Origin of the sequence: Streptomyces prunicolor (assembly GCF_045162825.1) — a bacterium.
Taxonomy (GTDB): Bacteria; Actinomycetota; Actinomycetes; order Streptomycetales; family Streptomycetaceae; genus Streptomyces; species Streptomyces prunicolor.
Genome location: NZ_CP108676.1, coordinates 8,230,988 through 8,256,674, shown reverse-complemented (window position 1 = coordinate 8,256,674; position 25,687 = coordinate 8,230,988). Strand labels below are relative to the sequence as shown.

Annotated in this window: 1 protein-coding gene (only partly in view); it reads right to left on the bottom strand. The window is 71.8% G+C overall.

Annotated features, from left to right (window positions below; all coding sequences use genetic code 11):
- Positions 1–25,687, bottom strand: the 5' portion of a protein-coding gene (locus OG588_RS37765) for a hypothetical protein (RefSeq protein ID WP_405951132.1). It extends 11,174 nt beyond the left edge of the window; the window shows 25,687 of its 36,861 coding nt (coding positions 1–25,687); the start codon lies at positions 25,685–25,687; its stop codon lies beyond the left edge, outside the window.

Here is a 25,687-nt window from a genome sequence, read left to right as displayed (position 1 = left end):
CCAGCCGGACCGCCTGCCCCTCCACCGACACGGACGTGACCTGCGAGTGCCAGGCCCGGCCGGTGCTCGGCGCCACGTCGTTCAGTGCCGTCGCCAGCTGCGCCCAGCCGTCGAAGTGGAACGCCGGGGTCGGCCCCACCGGGTGGAACATCTGCGCGTCGGCGAGATACGCGGTGGGGGGAGGGCCGGGCAGCACTCTGTTGCGCGGGTCGACGCCGGAGACGAGGGACGGGGCGGTCACCGTGGCCGGCGGTACGGGTGCGTTGGTCTCGGTGCCGGTGAAACGCAGCGTCAGACTGACCGGGACCGTGCGGGTGCGCGCATCGGCCCGGCCCAGCAGTGCGTCCATCCACCGACGTCTGTCAACGTCCGTGTCGGACAAGGCGATGACACCGTTCTGGATGACACCGCCGATGACGTTGGGCGGCCAGTCGAGGACCAGCGCCGAGCGGACCGACAGAACGTAGTCGTACTCCAGACCGTCGAAGTCCGCGCCGTTGTCGGTACGCAGCCAGAACCGGTTGTCGGCCGTGGTCGCCCGCCGGACGGAGACATTGCTGGCCGACTGCGGGGTGAACACCGGTGCGGCCCGGTCCGTCCTCGACTCGTCGGCACCCTGGTTCGGACGGAGATAACGGTTGGTCAGGGTGACCGGGAGCTGAATCTGCCCGACCGAGGCACGGGCGGTGGTGCGGCCCGCGGCGGTGTGCGACTGCCACTGTTCGAGACCCGAGCCGGGCGTCGAGGAACCCAGTACGGCGGTCAGATCCTGGGTCCGCCGGGGCACCGCCGTCAGCGTGACCTCGACCAACCGCTCACCGCCGTAACCGTGATGGCGGAAGTGGAAGCGGGTGGTGGCCCGGCGCGGGGTACCGTCCGGACCGCGCCCGGGCAGGGATCGCAGTCCGGCGGTCGAGGTGAGCTGCGCGATACGGCTGTGCACACCGGGCTGGTAACCGGAGTGCCCAGGGGTGAACGTTCCGGGTGCCTCGATCTCGACCAGCGCCAGCAGCTCGCTCCGGACCTGGCCGCGCCGCTCCCGCCGGTTGACCGGGGCCAGCTGGATCGCGCCGCCGGCGACGGTGGCCGGGGCGGCGGGCCTCTGGTACTCGATGACCGAGAGGACTCCGCCGAGGCCGAGTTCGCGGTTGCGGGTGTACGGCGCCGGGAGGGCCGCCGTCAGGCTCGGTGCGGGCGCGGGGGCGAGCCCGTCCACCGAGCCCATCCACCGTGCGTCGCGGGCGAGTTGGCCCTGGGTCATGAGGAACTGCAGGCCGTCCCGGACGTCGACCACGAAGGTGACGGGGTCGACCGTGCCGGACTCGCCGAGCCCGTTGGCCGGGGTGCGCGAGCCCGCGCGGACCGTGACCACATAGGTGACGTCGGCGACCACCCGGTGCAGGTCGCCGCTCTCCGTGGGCGTGCGGTTGACGCCGGTGCTGGCGGCGAGCGTGTCGGCGGTGTCGGTACGGGAGACATGACCGATCCGTACCGCCGGGTTGAACTGAATCTTGTTCGGCTTGCCGGCGCTCTGACTGGTGGAGACCGAACCGTCCGACTCTGGACCGGTGTTGCCCTGCCCCGCCGGCACCGTGGACGGGTTCTGGGTGAGCACCGCGGTGCCGCCCGACTGCTTCGGCTTGCCCAGGGACTTGAGCTGCTGGGCGCTGTCGGTGGTGGAGACACCCGTCTCCAGGTACTGCCGGGTGGTGTCCAGCAGCCGGGGTCCGTGCGCGATCGCCTGGATCTCCAAGGAGTACTGGCCGTCCGCCAGCGTCCCCGGCAGGCTCAGGCCCTCCACGACATAGGAGTTCTTGAACAGTTCGTGGCCGTGGGCGATGAGACTGCCCGGGGTGATCGCGGCGTGCCGGGTCTCGGCGGCCCGCGTCCTGCTGTCCGTCAGCCCGTGCCCGGCGAGCGGGGAGATGCCGTCGCGGGCGGGCGGAGTGGCGGCCGGGGCGGGGGCGGTGCCCGTGGACGTACCGGTGGTGGACGGGGCGAGCGGCACGCCGGGGGCGGTGACCGGGAGGATCGGGCCCGTGCCGGTGTCGGCGGGGGGTGTCGGCCGGGCCTGGTTGCGGATCTCCGCGGCGGCCCGCCGGAAGGCCGACTCGATGGCCGCGGCGCCGCGCACGGTGTCGATCAGCGCGTCGTCCGGTATCCGCACCAGGTCCTGGCGCGGGACGCCGTCGGCGTCGGTCGCGTCGAGCCGGGCCATGTCGACCACGTTGGTCGGGCGCGGCGCCCCGTCGGCACGTGCGGCGGGCGCCGCGGGGATCACCGACGCTGCCTGGGTACGGCCGTGCGGCACCGCGAGCCGCAGCATGCCGGCGACCGTCGGCGGATGGACGACGGTCGCGGGGGCGACGGGCGTCGCACCGGCCACGGCCGGAGCCGGGGCCGCAGCGACAGCCGGAGCCTGGGCCTGGGCGAGGGCCCGGTTGACGTTCTGCCCGAACCGTTGGCTGGGCCGATCGGTGTCGTCCGCGTACACGTCCAGGGCCAGCCGTACCGGTACCCCGAAGTCGTGGCTGTGCTGGTTGGTGGCGATGAAGAACTGGTCGTGCCCGGTGGCGCCGCCCACCATGTCACCGTGGGTCACCTGCCCGCCGAGCTGGTAGTCGGCCCCGAACCCCATGGACCCCCAACTGGGCAGCCGCCAGCTGATACTGGCCATCGGTCCGACCACACCGCCGTACGACTCACCGCGCTGCTCGGCGTCGCTGCCCGCCATCTGCGCCAGACCCATGACCTGGATGCCCGGCAGCACGAGGTTGTGGGTGCTGGCCTGCGGGGTGTCACGCTCGGCGGTCAGCAGCAGCCGGACCCGACGAACACCGGTGTCCGTACTGTTCGGCACCTCGAAGTGCAGGGCATGCCCGCCGTCCACCATCGCATCGGTGGCGGCACGCAACCCGGTACGGGAACGGGCCTCACGCAGCCGCCGCAGGTTGTTCAGCTGGGCGTGCAACCGGATCTGGTGCTCGGGTTCGAGATTCCGCGCCATGGCGATCCCGGTGAGACGAGCCGGCAGAAAACCTTCCCCGCGCAGCCAGGTCTCGGCCTCCTCGAACAGACCGTCCGTGCCGGTCACGTCCAGCGGGGCCGCGCTCAGCCCGATGCCGTCCAACCGGTCCAGGGAATCCGGGAGTTCACGTATCTCGTCGGCGGCCGGCACATGCCCGGCGGCGTCCACCTTGCTCAGGACCCGCAGGTCCATGCCGTGCGCCTGGGTGAGCGGCGGCGCCGCCGTCTCGGTGCCGTCCGGCCCGATCAGAGTGACCTGGTAGGTGACGGCGGTGGGGGCGAGCAGATGGCTCTGGTTGGTGCGGACCGCGTGCATCGTGCCGGCGGAACTGCCCGCGCCGTACGTGTTGGTGACGGTCGCCTGTGTCTGCCCGCGCAGACCGACACTGCCGCCGATGGTGCGCGAGGCGTTCGGGTGTCCCTGGCTGTCGTCACCGGTGAGAGCCACGGCAACGCTGCCACTGACCCCGATACCGCTGGTGTACCTGGACGAGAGGTCGACCTTCGCCGTGTTGACCAGGTGGCTTTCGAGGTTGATCTGACCCGGGGTGCTCTGCCGCAACGGCGTACCGACGGCGGGCACGGTGATCAGCCGCAGCATGCCCACCGCGTTGCCGCCGGCGTCGGTGATCACCGGCGAGTAGATCCCGCCGTGGATCTGCATCGGCAGCGTGCCGCGCAGCACCTGCTCGGAGAGGAAATCGGCGACTTGCCCGGCGGCGGTGGCATCCAGATCGGCGTGGAACGTCTGGTGCACATGCTCGTACAAGGCCCGAGGGTCGATCACCGAGTCGACACCGTAGAGCGGAAGAGCGGTCGGATCGGCCGGATCAGCGGGCGCGGGCAACGAACCCTGCGCCGGGTCGGCGGTGGTGAGGTGCCGGGGGAACCAGATCGTGGTGGGACCGTGCGACTCCGCAGCACCCCACCCGTCGGGCACGGGCGCGGTGGCCGGCGCGGCGGTGACCATGGGGGCACCGGTACGTACCCGCCAGCGAGTCGTGAACTCCACAGAATCAGAAGGCTCGTTGGACCGCTGGGCAGAGGTCGTCTGGACGGCCTGCGTGACGGTCGTCGCGTCACTGGCCTGGTTGTGCGTGATGGCCACCGTGACCGAACCGTCCACACCCCGCACCGCGGTGGGTGCCGTGATCGGCCAGGACCCGGTCCACGGCACCTGGATCGTGCGATAGGTGCCCGACGGCTGACTGGAGAAGTTCTCCCGCGTACCGAACCCGCGCCGCTCGACATGCTTGTCCGCGTCACGCGGATCGAAACGCCCCTGCCGCAACGAAGTTCGGGGCTCGGAAAGCGTCAGCTGTACGTCGACGGTGCGATCGCGACCATCGACCCGGACGGTGACGCGGTGACCGCCGTTCGAGCGCAGATACGGCAGTTGGAGCGCGAGGTTCCCCCGGCTCAGCTCACTCTGCACCTGCTCGCGCACCGACTCGGGCGCGTTGTCACGGCGGAACCCGAGCGCCGCGTAGACCTGGCCGTGCAGCCCCTCCAGTACCTCATCCGAGAACGGCTCCGCGTACACCAACCCGACCGTGCCGTCCGGGACCGCACCGTAGGAGGCCACGTAGGACGACGGGAACTGGCGCCGCGCGGGCGGTAGCGCGGTCGGGGCCTGGGAAGCGGGCCAGGTAGGTGTGTCCTGCGCGGGAATGGGGGTGGTGTCGGGGTCCAGGACGGGGGTCGTCTCGTCCTGGCCTGCGTGGTCGTGGAGTTGAGGACCGGACGCGGTTACGTTCTCGATCGTGCGGAGATAGCGGTGCGGGATGTGAACGGGGGTCTGCGTGGTCGCCATCAGGCCCGTCGTACGGACCGCCGTGCTGTTCGGGTGGTTGCGCAACAGGAAGTCGTTGTCACGCTGTTCATCGGGCAGACCGAGGTAATGCAGGACCTCGTGGAGCAGGTCCTCGTCGGAATGGCCCATGTCCAGGTGGAGTTGGTCGGCGCGGGCCGGGTTCACGGAGTCCGTGAGGGTGATCGCCTCGGCGTGATCAGGGTCGCTGATCAGGTTGAGGTTGATGTGCAGTTGGTCGCCTGAACCGGGCAGCGCCAGGCCGGAGTTGAGGTGCGTGTCCAGCAGACCGGTGATGCGGTCCTGGAGTTGCTGGGTGCGGGCGGGGTCAGTGGTGGTGACCGGGAGGTTGAGCGTGTAGTCCCGCACCCACGTGCCGTTGGGCGCCTGGATACGACGGATATGAGTCCGGACAAGAGTCGTCGCACCGCTCAGAACACCGGGGCGCGGCGCGTTGGACTGATCCGCGTGCGCATCGAACCGCTCCGTGCTGTGAACAGCGGGACGGGCGTGCGGACGCAGACCGAACCAGGAGTCCTTCGGAGCCGGGTCGGCGACACGCGACGCGGGACGGTCGTCGACGGCATCGCGGGTCGGCTCGGGACGGTAACGCCCGTCCGGCTGAACGCTGTTGACGTCCCCAGGACCCCGAGGCGCGTTCGGCGGGGTGAGGGCAGCCGGACCCGCGTCACTCGCGCTGTAGTGGTTCAGGCCCGTGTAGTGGACCTCCAGCGCGGGCGTGTCGGTGGTCGGGCCGTAGCGCAGCGCGATGCCACGGGGACCGGCGTTGGCCGCGGCCAGCGGGTCCGGCACCGGCTGGAAGACGTGGATCGGGGCGTCGAGGGTGTCGGCGAGCAAGGGCAGGAAGGTGTCGCCGACCGGGTGCGCCCACGCGTTCGACCAGTTGCGCACCGCGTTTTCGAGCAGGGTCGCTTCTTCCCCGGTGAGGGGGGCGGTGCTCCGGTGGTAGCCGGCGATCAACAGCGAACGGCGCTCGTCCGGTGTCATGTCGGTGAGCGTCGGCAGCCCGTCCACCGCACGCAGATAGGCGAACATCCGCCGGTTGCTCGGCGCGGCGCCCACCGGTGCGGGCGGTGCGCCCGGCGTCGAGACAGCCTGCAGATAGCGGGCCTGGAGGTCGACCGGGTCCAGGTCCTCTGCCTGCGTGACGCCCTGGATGCCGTAGTGGGCCAGTCGGCCGGTGACCTCGGTGTCGGACAGGCCCTGGACCCGCGTCGTGAAGGGAACGACGAGGACGCCCCGGAGCTGGCCGAGCACCTGCGGCGGAAGCGGTCGGCTGCCGTCGCGTGCCGCTGCCAGCCGGGCCTGCACCAGGTTCTGCAACTCCCTTTGCACGAACCGGAGATGGCCTGCTCCCTGGTCCGTGCTCTGCGGATCCTGCGTCACCGTCGTGAGGGTCTGCCGTACGTCGTCGGGCCGGGCGAGCCAGTTGTCGGTACCCGCGTTGAGGCCACCCGGGGCGGCCCGCCGCAGATGGGTGCGGACCAGGTGTGGCGCGCTGCCGATGACGGCGTACAGGAGGCAGTTGCCGTCGCCGGGGGTCGGGACGGCGTTGCCGGTGGGGGTGACGTAGGGGGACGGCGGGGTCGAGGCGGTGGTGGTCGAGGTCGTGCCGGGGGCCGGGGCCTTGCCCTTGCCCTTGTCGACGCCCTTGCCCTTGTTGACGCCGGTGCTCTTGTTGACGCCGGTGCTCTTGGCGGTGTCCTTGCTCGTGCTCTTGTCGGTGGCCGGCTTCTTGTTCTTGTCCGCCTTGTCGGTGGCCGACTTCTTGCCCTTGCCGGACGTGCCGGACGTGCCGGACTTACCGGACTTACCGGACTTACCTGCAGTCTTGTCCGTCTTGGCGCTGCTCGTACCGGACTTGGGCGGTGCGCTCTTCTTCGGCTGCTGTTTCGACGTGGTCGGTGCGGGCGTGGACGGGGACGTGTCGGGGTTCGTCCCAGTGGTCCCGGTGGTCCCGGCGTCGGTGGTGCCGGTGCCGGTGGCGGGCGCGGGGGTGTGGGTCTGGCCGCCGGCCGGGAGGGGGGTGGCTCGGGCGTCGGGGGCGGGCCAGCGCGGCGGGGTGGTGGCGAAGGTGGTCCGCAGGGACTGTTCGGGGGTGGGGGCGCTGTCCTGGACGTCGCTGGACAGGTCCGGCAGGGCGGCGGTGGCCGCCATCTGGTCGGCGGCGGCCTGCATTTGCGCGGTGACGGCGGCGGCGACCTGCCCGTTGCGCCGGTCGACCTCGGTCTCGGCCGCGGTCACCAGGCCCTGGGCGACGGTCTCGTCCTGCGTGGCGACCTGGAGGTTGCGAGCCGTGACGACTGCGGCTGCCGCTGCTTCCTGCGCCTCCTCCACGGCCTCCGCGTGGTTCCCCTCCTCCTCGCTGATGCGCGCCGGGACGGTGTCGACGACGCGCTGCGCCATCGCCAACACCGGCCGCTGCGCGGCTAGTTGGTCGGTGGCCTGCTGGATCGCGCTCTCGGCGGCGGTGATCGCGGGGACCGTGGCCCGCACCCGGGAGTCGTCGGCGACGTCGGCCGCGGGGGCGTGGGAGCGCGGGGTGCCCGGTACCACGGGAGCCGGTACGGGGGCGGGGGCGGGACTCGGCTGCCCGTTCTTCGCGGCCTGTTCGGCGGCGGCCCGTGCGGCGGCGGCGCGTTCTTCGCGCACGGTGTTCTCGGCCCGCGTCAGCGCGGCCAGGGCGGTCTGGAGGTCGTGGCGGCCCTTCGTCTCGTCCCGCTCGTGCCGCTCGATGACCGACGGCAGGGTGGTGACGGTGTTGCGGGCTTCCGCGAGGTCCCGCTTCAGCCGTGCGACCAGTGCCTCGGCCTCGCGCGCGGCCTTGGCGGACTCGGCGGCCGTCCGCGTCGCCTGTTTGTGGGCGGCGGTCGCGTTCGTGACCGCGAGTTCCGCCTTCCCATGGGCTGCTACGGCGGCGGTGTGCGTCCGGTTGGCCTGCTGGAGGGCGCCGGTGAGGAGGTTCAGCCGCTGCGGGCTGTCGGTGAGGGTGTCGGTGGCGGTGTGCAGGAGTTCGGCCTGGGCGTGGAACGCGGTCCACGCGGTGGTGAGGTCGGGGTCGTCGGTGACGAGGGCGCCTTCGGGCGTGAACTCCCAACGCCGGATGCCCTGGGGGTCGCGGGTCATCAGCTCCAGCGGGCGGTTGCCGAGCACGGCCGTACGGGAGGCCATGTAGAGGGCCTGGCCGAGGTGTTCGCCGTCCGGATCGGCGCCGAGGGCCACCCAGAACTGAACGCCGTCACTGCCGGGCGGGATCGCGGAGTGCAGGCGCTCGGGCAGGGTGTGCGGCTCGGCGGTGGCCCAGTCGGGGACGAGCGCCGGAAGGTCGTAGAGGTTCGGCGGGGTCTCGGCCGGGGTGAGGAGACCGTGGCCTAGGAGGTCGCGTTCCTCGACGCGGAGGGTGACCGTGCCGGTGACATGGCGGGTGCCCTCGGGTCCCTCGACCAGCAGGTGTGCGTCGACGTCGACGACGTAACTGCGCGTGCCCCGGGCCCCGTTGGCCGGTGCGGAGGTGCTGCCGGTCTTGAGCCAGTCACGGCGGCTGCCGGTGGTGGTGCCGCCGAAGGTGGAGGGCTGGGTCTGCCGCTGGGCGAGCGGCACGCTGATCCCGGCGATCTCCTGGTTGTCGTCGTCACCACTGAGGAGTTGCGTGTACGAGGTGGCGAGGGAGTGGTCGGCTCCGGCGGCGGTGCTCACCGTGTCGGTCGTGTTGTGGAGCTGGTCGAGGGTGACGTCGTCGGCGTGGGTGGAACGGCGCGGGTTGTAGAGCGTGACCGCGATCGACGGGGCCTGTCCCGGCGCCCCCTCGAAGGGTGTGGTGCCGGGCATCTTGCGGGTGAGGTCGGCGGCCAACCGGGGACGGTCGAGGGAGACCCGTCCCGCCTGGATCAACTGACCGAGCCGGACCGCCTGCCCCTCCACCGAGACGGAGGTGACCTGCGAGTGCCAGCTCTGACCACCGCGCGGCGCCACGTCGTTCAGCGCCGTCCCCAGGTGCGCCCAGCCGTCGAAGTGGAACGCCGGGGTCGGCCCCACCGGGTGGAACATCTGCGCGTCGGCGAGATACGGACGGGTGGCGGGGCCGAGCGGCAGCACGGTGTTGCGCGGGTCGGTGTCGGAGACGACGGACGGGGGGTTCACCGGAACCGGCCCGACGAGCGGGTTGGTCTCGGTGCCGGTGAAGCGCAGCGTCACAGTGACCGGGACGCTGCCGGTGCGCGGGGTGCCCCGGGCCAGCAGTGCGTTCATCCACCGGCGTGCGTCGCCGTCCGCGTCGGACCAGGCGATGACGCCGTTCTGGATGAGACCGCCGATGACGTTGGGCGGCCAGTCGGCGACCAGCGCCGAGCGGACGGATACCTCGTAGTCGTACTGGAGGCCGTCGAAGTCGGCGCCGTTGTCGGTGCGCAGCCAGAAGCGGTTGTCGGCGGTGGTCGCCCGCCGGGCGGAGATGCTGGTGGCCGACTGGGGGGTGAACACGGGCGCCGCGCGGTCCGTCTTGGACGGGTCGGGGCCCTGGTTCGGGCGGAGATAGCGGGTGGTCAGGGTGACCGGGAGCTGCTTCTGCCGGACGGAGGCGCGGGTGGTGGTGCGGCCCGCGGCGGTGTGCGACTGCCACTGTTCGAGACCCGAGCCCGGGGTCGAGGAACCCTGCACGGCGGCCAGGTTCTGGGTCCGCCGGGGCACCGCCGTCAGCGTGACCTCGACCAACCGCTCACCGCCGAAGCCGTGGTGGCGGAAGTGGAAGCGGGTGGTCGACCGGCGCGGAGTGCCGTCCGGACCGCGCCCGGGCAGCGACCGCAGCCCGCCGGACGAGGTGAGCTGCGCGATACGGCTGTGCACGCCCTGCTGGTAGCCGGAGTGCCCCGGGGTGACGGCTCCGGGTGCCTCGGCCTCCACCAGCGCCAGCAGCACGCGCCCGACCTGCCCGCGCCGCTCCCTCTGGTTGACCGACTGCAACGGGATGTGGCCGGCGGTGGGCCCCGTCGAGGGGACGGGGGCGGCGACGGGACGGTCGTACTCGATGACCGAGAGGACCCCGCCGAGGCCCAGTTCGCGGTTGCGGGTGTACGGCGCCGGGAGGGCCGCCGTCAGGGTCGGTGCGGGCGCGGGGGCGAGCCCGTCCACCGAGCCCATCCACCGTGCGTCGCGGGCGAGTTGGCCCTGGGTCATGAGGAACTGCAGGCCGTCCGGGACGTCGACCGCGAAGGTGACGGGGGCGATGGTGCCGTGCTCGCCGCCTCCGGTGAGCAGCGGGCGGGAGCCGGAGCCGGTCGTGGTCAGACGGGTGACGGGGCCTGTCGGGACGGGCCCGCCGACGCCGTTGAGGAGGGCGCGGGAGCCCGCGCGGACCGTGACGAAGTAGGTGACGTCGGCGACCACCCGGTGCAGGTCGCCGCTCTCGGTGGGGGTGCGGTTGACGCCCGTACTGGCGGAGAGGGTGTCGGCGGTGTCGGTGCGGGCGACATAGCCGAGCCGTGCCGAGGGGTTGAAGAGGCCCTTGTACGACTTGCCGCTGGTCTGGCTGGTGGAGACCGAACCGTCCGACTCCGGGCCGGTGTTGCCCTGCCCGGCCGCGTTCGCCGGGCCCGCGGGCTGGGTGGGCGGGTTCTGGGTGAGCACCCCGCTGCCGCCGAACTGGTGCGACTTTCCGAGGGACTTGAGCTGCTGGGCGTTGTCGGTGGCCGAGACGCCCGTCTCCAGGTACTGCCGGGTGGTGTCCAGCAGTCGGGGTCCGTGCGCGACGGCCTGGATCTCCAGGGAGTACTGGCCGTCAGCGAGCGTCCCCGGCAGGCTCAGGCCTTCAACTATGTAGGAGTTCTTGAACAGTTCGTGGCCGTGGGCGATGAGACTGCCCGGGGTGATCGCGGCGTGCCGGGTCTCGGCGGCCCGCGTCCTGCTGTCCGTCAGCCCGTGCCCGGCGAGCGGGGAGATGCCGTCGCGTGCGGGCGGAGTGGCGGCCGGGGCGGGGGCGGTGCCCGTGGACGTACCGGTGGTGGACGGGGCGAGCGGCACGCCGGGGGCGGTGACCGGGAGGATCGGGCCCGTGCCGGTGTCGGCGGGGGGTGTCGGCCGGGCCTGGTTGCGGATCTCCGCGGCGGCCCGCCGGAAGACCGACTCGATGGCCGCGGCGCCGCGCACGGTGTCGATCAGCGCGTCGTCCGGTATCCGCACCAGGTCCTGGCGCGGGACGCCGTCGGCGTCGGTCGCGTCGAGCCGGGCCATGTCGACCACGTTGGTCGGGCGCGGCGCCCCGTCGGCACGTGCGGCGGGCGCCGCGGGGATCACCGACGCTGCCTGGGTACGGCCGTGCGGCACCGCGAGCCGCAGCGTGCCGGCGACCGTCGGCGGATGGACGACTGGCGGCACGGCAGCGACGGGCGGCGCACCGGCCACGGCCGGGTCCGCAGGGACGGCCGGGTCCGCATCCGCATCCGCATCCCCATCCGCGTCCGCTTCCGCTTCCGCTTCCGAGGCGAGGGCCTGGTTGACGTTCTGCCCGAACCGTTGGCTGGGCTGATCGGTGTCGTCCGCGTACACGTCCAGGGCCAACCGCACCGGCACCGCGAAGTCGTGGCTGTCCTGGCCGGTGCCGATGTAGAACTGGTCGTGCGAGGTGGCGCCGCCCACGGTGTCGCCGTGGGTGACCTGGTGGCCGTACTGGTAGTCGGCCCCGAACCCGATGGACCCCCAGACACCCAGCGGTCCGCTGACGCTGGCCATCGGTCCGAGCGCGGCGCCGTACGACTCGCCCCGCTGCTCGGCGTCGCTGCCCGCCATCTGGGCCAGACCCATGACCTGGATGCCCGGCAGCACCAGGTTGTGGGTGCTGGCCTGCGGGGTGTCACGCTCGGCGGTCAGCAGCAGCCGGACCCGACGGACGCCGGTGTCGGTGCTGTTCGGCACTTCGAAGTGCAGGGCGTGCCCACCGTCCACCATGGCGTCTGTAGCCGCACGCAGACCCGTACGGGAACGGGCCTCACGCAACCGCCGCAGGTTGTTCAGCTGGGCGTGCAACCGGATCTGGTGCTCGGGCTCGTGGTCCCGCGCCGCCTGCTTCAGGCGGGCGCCGATCCCGGTGGGACGCGTGGCCGTGGGGGCGGGCGGCAGGAAGCCCTCGCGGCGCAGCCAGGTCTCGGCCTCGTCGAACAGGCCGTCCGTGCCGGTCACATCCAGCGGGGCCGCGCTCAGCCCGATGCCGTCCAACCGGTCCAGGGAGTCCGGGAGTTCACGTATCTCGTCGTCGGTCGGCGCGTGCCCGGTGGCGTCCGCCTTGCTCAGGACGCGCAGGTCCATGCCGTGCGCCTGCGTGAGCGGGGGCGCCGCCGTCTCGGTGCCGTCCGGCCGGATCAGGGTGACCTGGTAGGTGACGCCGGAGGGGGTGAGGAGGTGGCCCCGGTTGGTGCGGATGGCGTGCATCGTGCCGGCGGAACTGCTCGCGCTGTACGTGTTGGTGACGGTCGCCTGCGTCTGCCCGCGCAGGCCCAGACTGCCACCGATGGTGCTGGACGCGTCCGGGTGTCCCTGGCTGTGGTCACCGGTGAGAGCGGCGGCACCGCTGCCGCTGATGCCGATACCGCTGGTGTACTTCGAGGAGAGGTCGACCTTCGCCGTGTTGACCAGGTGGCTTTCGAGGTTGATCTGACCCGGGGTGCTCTGCCGCAACGGCGTACCGACGGTGGGCACGGTGACCAGGTGCAGCATGCCGACCGCGTTGCCGCCGGCGTCGGTGATGACCGGCGAGTAGATCCCGCCGTCCACCTGCATCGGCAGCGTGCCGCGCAGCACCTGCTCGGAAAGGAAGTCGGAGACCTGCCCGGCGGCGGTGGCGTCGAGATCGGTGTGGAAGGTCTGGTGGACATGCTCGTACAGGGCCCTGGGGTCGATCACGGAGTCGACGCCGTAGAGCGGAAGATCGGCCATCGCGGCGGGTGCGGGCAGCGAACCCGGCGCCGGGTCGGCGGTGGTGAGGTGCCGGGGGAACCAGATCGTGGTGGGGCCGTGCGACTCCGCAGCACCCCATCCGTCGGGCACGGGCGCCGGGGTCGCCGTCGCGGCCGGGGCCGTGGTGGGCGCGGCGGTGACCGCGGGGGCGCCGGTGCGTACCCGCCAGCGGGTGGTGAACTCCACTGGATCCGAGGGCTCGTTGGACCGCTGGGAGGACGTGGTCTGGATGGCCTGGGTGACCGTGGTGGCGTCGCTCGCCTGGTTGTGCGTGATGGCCGCAGTGACCGACCCGTCCACACCCCGTACCGCCGTGGGTGCCGTGATCGGCCACGAACCGGTCCACGGCACCTGGAAGGTCCGATAGGTGCCCGACGGCTGACTGGAGAAGTTCTCCCGCGTACCGAACCCACGCCGCTCGACATGCTTGTCCGCGTCACGCGGGTCGAAACGCCCCTGCCGCAACGAGGCACGGGGCTCGGAGAGCGTCAGCTGTACGTCGACGGTGCGATCGCGACCATCGACCCGGACGGTGACGCGGTGACCGCCGTTCGAGCGCAGATACGGCAGTTGGAGCGCGAGGTTCTCCCGGCTCAGGGAGTCCGTCACCTGCTCGCGCACCGACTCGGGCGCGTTGTCACGGTCCAGCCCCAGCGCCTCGTAGACCTGACCGTGCAGCCCCGCGATCACCTCGTCCGAGAACGGCTCCGCGTACACCAACCCGACCGTGCCGTCCGGGACCGCACCGTAGGAGGCCACGTAGGACGACGGGAGTTGACCCCGCGCGGGTGGCAGGGCGGTCGGGGCCTGGGAGGTGGGCCAGGTGAGGGTGCTGTCTGTGGGGATGGGGGTGGTGTCGGGGCTCTGGGGCGGGGTGGTTTCGTCCTGGCCTGTGTGGTCGTGGAGTTGGGGGCCGGAAGCGGTGACGTTCTCGATCGTGCGGAGGTAGCGCCGCGGGATGTGGACGGGGGTCTGGGTCGTGGCCATCAGGCCCGTCGTGCGAACCGCGGTGCTGTTCGGGTGGTTGCGGAACAGGAAGTCGTTGTCGCGCTGCTCGTCCGGCAGGCCCATGTAGTGCAGGACTTCGTGGAGGAGGTCCGCGTCCGAGTGGTTGGCGTCGAGGTGGAGTTGGTCTGCGCGGGCCGGGTCTGACGTGTTGGTGAGGGTGATCGCCTCGGGGTGCGCGGGATCGTCGATCAGGTTCAGGTTGATGTGCAGCTGGTCGCCTGAACTCGGCAGCGCGAGGCCGGAGTTGAGGTGTGTGTCCAGCAGACCGGTGATGCGCTCGTTGAGCTGCTGGGTGAGATCCGGGTTCGCGGTGGTGACCGGGAGGTTGAGCGTGTAGTCGCGTACCCACGTGCCGTTGGGCGCCTGGATACGACGGATCTGAGTGCGGACAAGAGTCGTCGCACCGCTCAACACCCCGGGGCGCGGCGCGTTGGACTGATCCGCGTGCGCGTCGAACCGCTCGGTCGAGTGAACGGCCGGGCGGGCGTGGAAGCGTAGGCCGTGCCAGGAATCCTTCGGAGCCGGGTCGACGACGAGCGACGCGGGCCGGTCGTCGGCGGCGCTACGTGTGGGCGCGGGACGGTAACGGCCGTCCGGCTGAACGCTGTTGGCATCCCCAGGACCCCGGGGCGCGTTGGACGGGGTGATGGCCGCCGGGTCCTCGATGAGGGGGCCCGCGTTGGTGGCGCTGTAGTGGCTCGGGAACCTCGTGTAGTGGACCTCCAGGACCCGCGTGGCCGTGTGCGGGCCGACCCGGGTGACGGGGCCGCGGTTGGTCGTCCCGATCGGCCGCAGTGTCTCCACTGCCACGTCCAGGGTGTCCGCCAGCAGTGGGAGGAACAACTCGCCCTCGTCGTCGTCATACACCTGCGCCCAGTTCTGGACGGCGCCGCGCGCGTGGTTCAGTTCGGCGGGGGTGAACTGGGCGGTGCTGACGGTGTATCCGTGGCCGAGCACGGTGCGGAGCTGATCGTCGGTGAGGGCGTCGAGCGTGGGCAGTTGGCCGTTGTCGCGCAGGTCCGCGAACATGGCCGGGGCGCCGGCCCCCGCCTGAACGGTCTCACCCCTCTCGGTCACCGCCAGTGTGTAGAGCGTGGGGAGATCGTCCAACTGCTCCGGCTCCGTCACCTCTGTGATGCCGTACTCGTCGAGGGCCGCCCGGAGTTGGGGCCTGGTCATGTTGTCCGTGCGATCCGAGAACCACTCCGTGAGCGACTGCCGTAGCTGGCCCACCACCTCGTGCGGCAACGGGGGTCCGCTGTCCAGCCGGTTCTCGGCGAGGGTGCGCAGCCGGTCGGCGACGTTCAGCAGCCGTCGGCCGCCCTCGGGCATCGCGGTGTTGCCGCCGTGCCACTGGGTGAACTCGGCCAGATCCCGGCGGACTTCGCTCGGCCGGCCGAGCCAGGCGTAGGTCTGCGGGGCCTCGGTGCGCAGGCCGGGCAGCCGGTCACGGACCCGCTCCGGGTCGCTGCCGATGATCGCGTAGAGCATGCACCGGCCGTCGCCGACGGTCGGGATCGCATGGCCTCGCGCCTCCCGCACATGGTCGGGTGACGTCAGATCGGCGTCGTCCTGGGCCAGGTCGGTGGAGCCGACGCCGGAGACGTCCTTGGCCTTGCCCTTGCCCTTGGCGTCGGTCTTGGCGCCGGTCTTGCCCTTGGCGTCGGTGCCGGTCTCGTCCGGGGTGAAGCTGGTCGTGTCCGTGTCGGTCGGTGCGCCGTGCAGGTCGGCGGTCGTACTGCCGCTGCCCTCACCCGAGTTGCCGACCAGGACGTCGAACGCGCTGTCCTGGGCGGAGGTGCCGCCCAGGTTCCCGTCCGTGGTGGTGTCGTTGCCGGTCGACGAGGTGTCCTTCGGCGCGACGGGGGACGTCGGGTCGGAGGTGGTCGAGTCGGACGTGGTCGGATCCTTGGTCGCGTCCGAGCTGTTGCCGCCCCCCGAATTCCCGTTCCCGGTGGTGGAGTTGGCGGTGGTGGAGTTGGCGGTGGTGGAGTTGGCGTTCGTGGGGGTGACCCCGCCGTCGGGGCCGGGCGTGTTGCCGGTGGAGGGGCCCGCCGTGCGGGGGCGGCCCGAGCCCGGCCAGCGCGGGGCGATGGAGGCGAGGGTCGAGTGTGAGGTGGGCAGCGTCGAGGGGGCGACGGCCAGCACCGGGCCGGTGGTGCCCAGCAGTTGGGTCTCCGCCGCCGCTCGGCTCGCCAAGGCGGCGACGCGCCTGCCGACGGCGTTGTCGATCTGGGCGTTGATGCCACCGAGCAGTTGCTCCGCCTGCTCGTGGATGTCGCGTGCGTCCTCGTGGTCGAGGGCCGCGCTGTCGGCCCGCCCGCGGGCCTCGTTGGCGTCCGCGCGCAGGGTGCCGGCCTCGTCCCGGACTCCCGGGAGCTGCGCCCGAGCCTCGTTCAGGGCCGCCTCGTCCCGTTCGAGACCGGCCTTGGTGTCCTGGAGCGTGGCGCGGTCCCGCGCCAGCCCGTCCCGCGCGGCGGTGAGCTGAGCATCCAACTGGCCGACCTCTGCGGTGACTTCGTCGATCCGCTGAGTGAGATGGGGGTCCGCCGCGGGGGGCGGCGTGGTCGCGTTCTGCGGGTCGCCGGAGTCGGAGGGTGTTGTCGTCGGGGGTGCGGCGGCGCGGGCCGTGAGTTCGCTCAGGTCGCGGCGGGCGGTCTTGAGGCGGGCGCTGAGGTCTATCTCGGCGCGCTGGCCGTCGGAGACCGCGTCGGTGAGCGAGCCGAGCGCGAGGCGGGCCTGGGTGATCCCGCCGACCAGGGCCTCCGTACGGTCGGTGAGGTCGTGGAGGGCCTGTTCGGCCCGGTTCGCGTCCTGCTCGGCGGTGGTGGCGTCCGTCTCGGTCTGGGTGGCCTTGTCCGCCGCCTCCGTCAAGTCGGCCGTCGCCTCGTTCAGGACCTCCTGCGCCTCGACCCGCAGGTTCCGCTCCGCGGCTTCGTCGTCGAGCGCCTTGCCGTGGTCCCTGTCGGCCTGGTCGAACGCGGTGGCGGCCTGCTCGAAGGTCGCCCATGCCCGGTCCAGGGCGGTGACACCGGTGGCGGTGCCCGAAGTCGAACTCCCCGTGCCGGGCGGCACGTTGCCCGTGCTCGGGGCCCCGTCGCCCGTACCCGTGATCCCCGTACCCGTACCAGGGGCCGTGTCACTCGTACCCGTACCAGGGGCCGTGTCCCCCGGCCCCGTCCGCACCGTCGGCGCGCCCGTCAGCGTGCCGCCCGGGTCGAAGGCCCAGATGCGCAGGCCCTCCGGGCCCCGGGTGACCAGTTCCACCGGGCGCCCGTTGTCCCGGGCCGCGCGGGAGGCGGCGTAGAGGGCCAGGGTCAGGCGGGAGCCGTCCGGATCGGGGCCGGTGGCCACCCAGAACTGGAAGCCCTCGTCCGTGAAGTCGACGCCCTCGTTCAGGGCGTTCCGTACCCGCGGCAGCTGGGTCGCCGCCCAGTCCTGCGGCGCGTTGGGGCTGAGCAGTGCCGGGAGGTCGTAGACCTGGGGTGTCGGGCGGGGCGCGGTGATGCCGTGACCGAGGGCGTCGCGCTCCTCGATGCGGATCGTGGCGGTGCCGGTGACATGGCGTACGCCGTCGGGGCCGGAGACCTCGATGTGTACGTCGGCCCGGACCTCGTAGCTGCGGGTGCCGCGGCCGTCGGCGGGCAGGCTGGTGCTGCCGGTCTTGAGCCAGTCGCGGCGCCCGCCGGAGACTCCGCTGCCGAAGTTGCTCGCGTCCACCGGGCGTTGGAGCACCGGCGGGGTCACGCCCAGGAGATAGCGGTCGGGGTCGTCGGTGCTCCCGACGAACGGCAGGGACAGCCCGGCGGCGGTGTTGCCGCCGGAGACCGTGCTGCTGTTCTGCGAGCTGATCCGCAGCCGGTCGACGGCGATGTCGCCGCCGTCGCTGACCGCCGTCGGCCGGTACAACGAGACGGTGAGGGTGGGCCGTTGGTTCGGTCCGTTGGGCGTCGGATACGCGCCGGGCATCCCCGAGAGCATGCCGCCGACCTGCCGGGGGTTGTCCAGCGACAGGGTGCCCGCCTGGATGAGTTCGCCGAGCCGCACCGACGCGTTCTCGTCGGAGGTCGAGGCGGGCTGGGAGTTCCAGCTGCTGGAGGTGCGGGGGGCGACCTCGTCGAGGGCGGTGTACAGCTGGGTCCAGGCGTCGAAGCCGTAGACGGGGACCGAGCCGGTCGGGTGGAACAGGTCCGCGTCGAGCAACGCGGGCTGTGCGCCGGGCTGTTGACGGGGGTCGACCCGGGCCAGCGCGGGCGGCGGGGGCGCGGGCAGCGGGGGGCGGTTGGTCTCGCTGCCGGTGAAGCGCAGGCTCACCTGGGCCGGTATCCGGACCTGGCCGCCGAAGTCGCCGGACAGGGTGCGGCTCAACCAGGAGCGGGTCTGCGGGTCGGCGTCGTCCCAGGCCATGATCCCGCGCTGCACCAGCGCGCCCAGCACGTTGGGCGGCCAGTCGGTGACCAGGGTGGAGCGGACCGTGGCGACCAGCTCGTAGTCCAGGCCGTCGAAGTCGGCGGCGCTGTCGGTGCGCAGCCAGTACCGGTCCTCGGCGGTGCGCCCCTGCTTGCCGACCTTGGCGGTGGAGCGGGCCACATTGCCGGAGAGACCGAGGCGGTCGGTGCGGTCGTCGGCGTCGGGGCGGGTGAAACGGGCCGTCGGGTTGACGGTGAGCCGGTGCGTCCGGCCCACGGAGGAGGAGAGCGAGCGGCCCTCCGCCGTGTGCGAACCCCATTGCTCGATACCGGACTTGTCGCCCGGCACCGAGGTGCCCAGCACCCCGCGCCGGTTCACGGAGCCGCCGACGGGGCGGGCCGAGAACGTCACCTCGACGAGTGCCGCCCCGCCGAACCGGTGGTGCCGGAAGGTGAACCTGGCCTGGCCGTTGCCGCGTCCGATCAGCGCCCGCTTGCCGGCGACACCGGTGTTGTCGGCGATCAGCGCGGCGACTCCGGGCAGATAGGAGGCGTGGCCGGGGGTGGTCACACCGGGGGCGTACTGCTCCACCAACTCCCGTGTCTCGCTGTGGAATCGATCGCGTCGCTCGGCCCGCGTGGTCCCCGGCGGGGCGGAGAACTCGGTGACCGAGTTGACCGTGGCCAGGCCGAGGGTGCCGTCGTGGATGTAGCGGTCGGGCAGTGTGGGTCTGGTCAGGTCGGTATCCGACGGGGCGGGCAGGGGGGGATTGAAGGCGCCCATCCACCGTCCGTCGCGCCGGAGTTGACTCTCCGTCATCAGGAACTGGAGCCCGCGCGGCACGTCCACGGCGAGCTGGATGTCCTCGCCGGGCCCGTACCCGAGGGAGTTGGCGACCACGTTGCGGCGTCCGGTCCGTACCCGGATCAGATAGGTGACATCGGCCGTGATCCGGTGCTGGAGGCCCGACTGGGTGGGCGTCCGGTTGGTGCCGGTGCTGCTGCTGAGGGTGTCGGGCTTGTCGGTCTTGCGGTCGTACTGGTAACGCCCGGACGGGTTGAAGCGGGACGGCGTGCGGGCCGGGACGGCGGGCTGCCCCTCCACAGGGGTGGGAGTCGGCGGGTTGTTCTGGGTCGCCGAGCCGCCGATGCCGAACTGGTTCGTCTTGCTGAGGCCCTTGAGCTGCTGCGCCGAGTCGGTGGTGGAGATGCCGGTCTCCAGGTACTGGTTGACGCTGTGCGTGAGATGGGGCGTGTGGGCGACGGCCTCGATCTCGATCGCGAGCTGACCGTCGGCACCGAGCCCGGGCAGCGTCAGTCCCTCCACGACGTAGGTGCCGCTGAAGATCTGGTGTCCGCGGCCGATCAGCGAGCCGGGCGAGAGCGCGGCGATCCGGGACTCGGCGCCGACCGTGGTGGTGTCGGCGGCCGGACTGCCGACCAGCGAACTGCTCAGGAACCCGGTGACGCCGTCCACCAGCCGGGAGACCGGCCCGGGACGCGCGGCCGGCCCGCCGGCGGCGTTGTTGCCGTTGGCGGCATTGGCGTTCGGGTTCGCGTTGGCATTGGGCTGCGGACCGGCACCGACGCCGGTGACGATCCGCCGGAAGGCGTCCTCAAGCGCCGCCGAACCGCGCACCACGTCGATGAGCGCGTCGTCCGGGATACGGACCACGCCCGCGACCGGCGTGCCCCCCGGGTCCGTCATGGCCAGCCGCTGCGTGTCCTGCGGCGTCGGCCGCCGTACGGTGTACGGCGCACCGGCCGGGGCGGGTTGCACGGCGTCCACAGTCCGCCCGTGCGGTACGGCCAGCCGGATGTGACCGGCGACGCCCCGCACGCCGGGGGGCTGCTGACCGGCCTCCAGGTCGCCCTCGGCGCGTGGCGCCTGCACCTCGCCGAACCGGCGCACCGGTTCCTGGCCCGAACCCTCGTACAGGTCGAGCGTGAGGCGGGCCGGTACCTCGAACTCGTGGGTGTTCTGCCCGCTGCCGATGAAGAACTGGTCGTGGCCGAGCGTGGTTCCGGTGGTGTTGCCGACCGTGGCCTGGGCGACGAACTGGTAGTCGCCGGTGGCGCTCAGGGTCCAGGTGCCGCCGTGCGGGGTGGGCGCGGTGAGCCCGGCGCCGACCCCGCCGCCCCCGCCGTAGGTGTTGCCGCGCCGGCCGGTGCCACCGGCGCCCGCCTGCGCCAGGCCCATGACCTGGACGTCGGGCAGCACCGTGCTGTGCACCACCGGCAGGTTCGGGTCGCGCTGCGCGCCCAGCTCCAGCCGGACCCGGCGCCGCCCGGCCACCCCGGGGATCTCCAGGAACAGCGAGTGGCCGCCGTCCACCATGGAGTCGGTGGCCGCGCGCAGCCCGAGCGGGGAACGCAGCTCCTGCAGCCGCCGCAGATTGTTCAACTGGGCCTGCACCAGCGCCTCGTCGGGCACCAACACGTTCCGGCGCGGGGCGGTGTCCGGCGGTGGCAGGAAGCCTGCGTCGCGCAGCCAGGTCTCCGCCTCGCGGAACAGCGGCTCCGCCTCGCCGTCCTTCACCCCGAGCGGCGCGGTGGACTGCCCGATCGACTCCAGCGTCGCCAGCTCGTGCGGCAGCGCGCGCGTCTCGTCCTCGGCCGGTGGGTGTCCCGCCGCGTCCTCGGCGCTGAGCACCCGCAGGTCGAGAGCGTGGCTCCAAGTCCCTGGCGCGTAAGTTGAGATGGAGCCGTTGGGCCGGATCAGGGTGAGGGTGTAGGTGACGTCCGCCTCGGTCAGCAGATGGCTGCGGTTGGTGCGCACCGCGTGCATGGTGCCCGCGAGGGCGTTGGTGCCGAACACGTTCTGCGTCGCGAAGCTGCCGCTGAGCTTGCCGTTGACGGTGCCGCCGATGACGTGGGCGTTGTTCGAGTGCCCCGCTTCGTGGTCTTTCGTGAAGGTCGGGCCGAGACTGCCGCTGAGGTTCAGCCCGCTGTTGAACGCGGTGTTCTGGTCGTTCTTGACGGTGTTGACGACATGGCTCTCCAGGTTGATCTTCTTGTCGAGGCTCTTGGCCACCGGGGTGGTCCGGTTGACGACCGCCTCCAGCCGCATCATGCCGACGGCACGTCCGCGCGCGTCGGTGAGCACCTGCGAGTACAGCCCGCCCTCGACCTGCATCGGCAGGGTGCCCCGCAGGATCGACTCGTCGAGGAAGTCCGCGAGTTGGGCCGAGGACGTGGTGTCCAGGTCGTCCCGGAAGTGCTCGGCGGCACCCTCGTACAGCCGCCGCGGGTTCAGCACCGAGTCCACGCCGTAGATCGGCAGCTTCTTGATGTCGGCCGGGGCGGGCAGATCCTGCGCGGGATTCTCGTGGGCCTCCACGAGGTGCTGCGGGAACCACCCGGTGACCGGCCCGTGCTGCTGTGCCGCGGTCCAGCCGTGCGCGGGACCGGGGTTGGCGACGGCAACCGCCGTGTTCGCGGCCGGGGCGGCCACGCGTACCTGCCAGTTGGTGGTGAAGTCGTAGGCGCGGGAGGGCTCGTTGCTGCGCTGGGCGCTGGTGGTCTGCACGACCTGGGTGACGGTGGTCGAGCCGTCCGCCTGGTTGTGGGTGATGGTCGCGGACAGCGCGAGGTCGAGGGCGCGGACCGGGCCCTGCGAATCCTCCGGTTTCGAACCGGTCCACGGCACCGGAAGCGTCGAGAACGTGCCGGACGGCTGCGAGGAGACGATCTCCCGGGTGCCGTATCCGCGCCGCTCCACGTGCTTGTCGGGATCGCTCTCGTCGAGCGCGCCCTGCCGCGCCGACGGCCGCCGTCCGGTGAGCGACAGCCGTACGTCCACCTGCCGGTCGACACCGTTGACCGACACGGTGATCCGGTGACCGCCGAGGCTGCGCAGATACGGCATGTGCTGCGTCAGCTGCTGCTCCGACAGCACGTCCCGCAGCTGCGCGAGCACCGGGTCGTCCGGTCCCGCGGCGGGCCTGTTGAGCGCGCCGAGCACCTGCTGGTGCAGCCCGTCGACCAGGTCCGGCGAGAACGGCTCCATCTGTACGAGGCCCATCTGGCCGTCGTGCCGCTGCCCGTAGCCACCGAGGTAGGAGGGACGGCGTCCACCGCCGGCCACCACCTCGGTGGGCGCGGTGGTGTCGCCCTCCGGGGTGGTCAGGGTGATCTCGGGGACCGGCAGAACCGCGGGCGCGGTCTCCGTCACGGTCTCCGTCGGGTCGGTGTCGGTGGGTTCGCTGTCCTGCGTGGTCGGGTCCTGGGACACCGTCACGGGCGTGGACGTGGGCAGGGACGTGGACGTGGTGGCCACCGGGGTCGGCACGGTGTCGGCCGCGTCGGCGGTGGGCTTGACCGGGGCGGGCGGGTCCGCACCCGGCGCGCCCGTGGCCGGACCCCGCCGACCGGTACCGGTGCCCCGGGGGTCGTCCGCCGGGTCGCCGACCAGGGTGCCGATCAGCGCGAGGTGACGAGGCCTCAACCCGCCTGACGCGTAAGCCGGTTCCTGCTCCGGCGTGAACCGCGTGGGGTCGCCCATCAGGCTGGCCGTACCGCCGCGGTGCGGGGCCGCCGAGTCGAAGCCGCTCTCGTCGCGCAGGCCGAGCTGATGGCCGACCTCGTGGGCCAGGTCGGCGTCGGAGATGTCGGCGGGCCACGAGTGATGGGTGGCCGGATTGCCGTCCGCCGGGTCGGTGAGCGTGACGTCGAGGTGCGGTGTCTCGCCGGGTGCGGCCGGCACGACGGTGACGTGCAGCCGGCTCCCGTCCCCCAGCTTGTGCCCCGGGGTGTTGAACACCCGCTGCACACCGTCCGTCAGCCGCTGCTGCACCCCGTCGACCTGCGGCCCCAGGCTCGGGTTGCCGGTGAGCCGGTAGGTCACGGTGAGATCGGTGACCGGCTCCCCGTCATGGCTGAACCGCCGCACGGCGAACCCGGCCCGCACGACGTACTGGGTGCGCGTGCCGTCTGCCCCGAGCGGCCGGGAGACCGGGTCGACCCAGGTGTGACTGCGCTCCGTTGGCGTCACCCCGGCCCGCGCGTCCGCGAAACTCCCGGGCTCCGGTGCGGAGTTGGGCGTGACGGAGGGGGTGAGGACCACGGGTTCCGGGGCGGGAGCGGGGGTGGAGGTTGGTTCGGGCGTGTTGTCCGGCTCCGGTGCCGGGTTCGAGGAGAGGTCCGAGGAGGTGTGCACGGGGGTCGGTGCCGGGGTGTCGGTACCGGAGTTGTCGCCTGGCAGCGAGGCGGTGTCCGACGCGGGATCCGTGTCCGGTACCGAACTGGTCGTGGGCGGCGCGCTGTTGCTGGTGGTAGCAACGGGGGTGGGCGCGTCGGTACCGGTACCGGTGTCGGTGTCGGTGTCGGTGTGGGGGTTCGTTTCGGTACGGGTGTTCGTGCCGGTGTCGCTGCCGGTCCCGGTGTTCGTGTCCGTGGTGCTGTCGGTGCCGGACCCGGAGTGGGAGGTGTCGGTGCTGCCCGTACCCGTGTTGTTCGAGCTGTCGGTACCGGTGTTGTCGGTGGTGCCGGTGCCGTTGGACGTCGTGTTCTCGGGGCGCCCCTGTGTCGTGGTGCGCGGGGTGCCGCCGCTGTTCGTGGGCGAGTTGGAGTTCGAGGGCGAGGTCGAGGGCGAGCTCGAACTGGGCGCAGGGCTCCCCGTGTTCGTCCCGGTCGAAGTGGGAACACCGGACCCGGTCGTACCCGTCCCCGTCCCCGTCCCCGTATTCGTATTCGTATTCGTGCTCGGCGGTACGACGGTGGTGTCGGACCCGCTCGCGACCGGAACTCCCTGCGAGGGCGCCGGAGTTGAGGTGTCCGAGGTGTCGTTCTGCTGGCCGGTCCCCTGCGTGGACTCCTGCGTGTCCTGACCCGACGGTGTGTCCTGACCCGACGGTGTCTCCTGCGCCCCGTCGCCTTGGTTCGTCTGCTCGCCGTCGCCGGTGCTGTTCGGCTGCTGCTGAACGGTGCGCACGGGCGCCGGAGTTGACGAGTTGTTGGTGTGCGGGGTGCCGCCGGTGTCCGAGGTGTCCGTGGACGTGCTCGTGGGTGTACTCGTCGTCCCCTGCGGGCCGTTGCTCTGGAGGTCCAGGTCTCCCCCGTCGACCTTCACAACGTCCAGGTCCCTCACGTCGTCCAGGTCGGTGGACTGGGTCGGCGTGGTGTTCGTGGAGGTGCGCTGGGGGTCGCCGCTCGTCGAGGAACTGCCGCTGTTCGAGGTCGTGTTGGTGGTGCCAGGGCCCGACGTGGTCGTCGTCGAGGAGTTGGGGCCGGAGTTGGAGCTGGAGCTGGAGTTGGAGTTGGAGTGCGAACTGGAATTGGTGTCGGTGTCGGTGTCGGACTCTCCCGGGATGTTCGCGGTGCCCAGGGTGTTCACCTGCGGCAGTCCGTTGAAGTTGAACTTGCTGCCCAGCGCGCTCGCGCCCTGTCCCAGATGGCGTTCGCTGACCGAGCTGAGCCCGCCGCCCAGGAAGGTGTTCCAGGAGTCGACGGGGAAGCCGTAGATGGACGCCGTGGCGAGTTCGCCGAGCGTCTCCGCACCGCCCTCGGTGACGAAGTGCTCGAAGTCCTCGCCGAGTTCGTGCTTCACCTTGTCGCCGAAGGTCTTCGGCTTCGGTGTGGGCGTCGGGGTCGGGGTCGGCGTGAGGTGCGGGGTCGGGGTCGGGGTGGGCGTGGTCTTCGGGTTCGGCGTCGCGTTCGGCTTCGGGTTCGGCTTGGTGTTGACCTCGGGGTTGTCGAACTTGTGGTTGTTGAACTTCTTCCCGTTGTCGCTGATGTCCTTGAACGGGTTGTGGCCGTTGAAGATGTTCTTGAGGTTCTTCTTCAGGAACTTGCCGACGTCCGTGAGCACGCCGTGGAACAGACCGGTGAAGGCGCCGAAGACACCGTCCTGGACGATCTGCGACCAGTCGAAGCTGTTGGGGCGGCGGCCCTTGGGCGCGCCCAGCATCATGGCCAGCCGTACCGCGAAGGTGGTGAACGCCTCTTCGATCGCCTCGGTGAGGCTCGGCAGCAGATGCGTCTTCTTCATCAGCCATTCCAGCGCCGTGAGAATGGCGACCCGGCTGCGGGCCTTCGCCACCGCGGCCTGACTGGAGGCGGCACCTCCGGTGAAGGCGGACAGCACCGCGATGATCAGCAACTCGATGAGCAGCCGGACCAGTTCGGCGATGATCTGCCACTTCGACTCCATGATGTCCATGGAGGACTTGGTCCGGGACTGCCCGATGCCGTCGAGCTGGTCGGCGAAATCCTTCAGGTAGTTGACGCCGCCGCTGTCGAGGAACATGTGCATCGCCCGCACATAGTTGTTCCCGACCTGCGGCGGCAACGCGCGCCCGACCCCACCGGCGGTCTGCTCGATCAGGTCCGAGAGGTCACGCATACGCCGGCCCAGCCGCTCGTACGGCTTGCCGTTGGCGTAGGCCATGTCCTCGTCGGCCTGGAGGAACTTCTCGCCGATGAGCACGAACAGGAGGTTGTTCAGCTGGGGCGTCGCGTGGATGGTCAT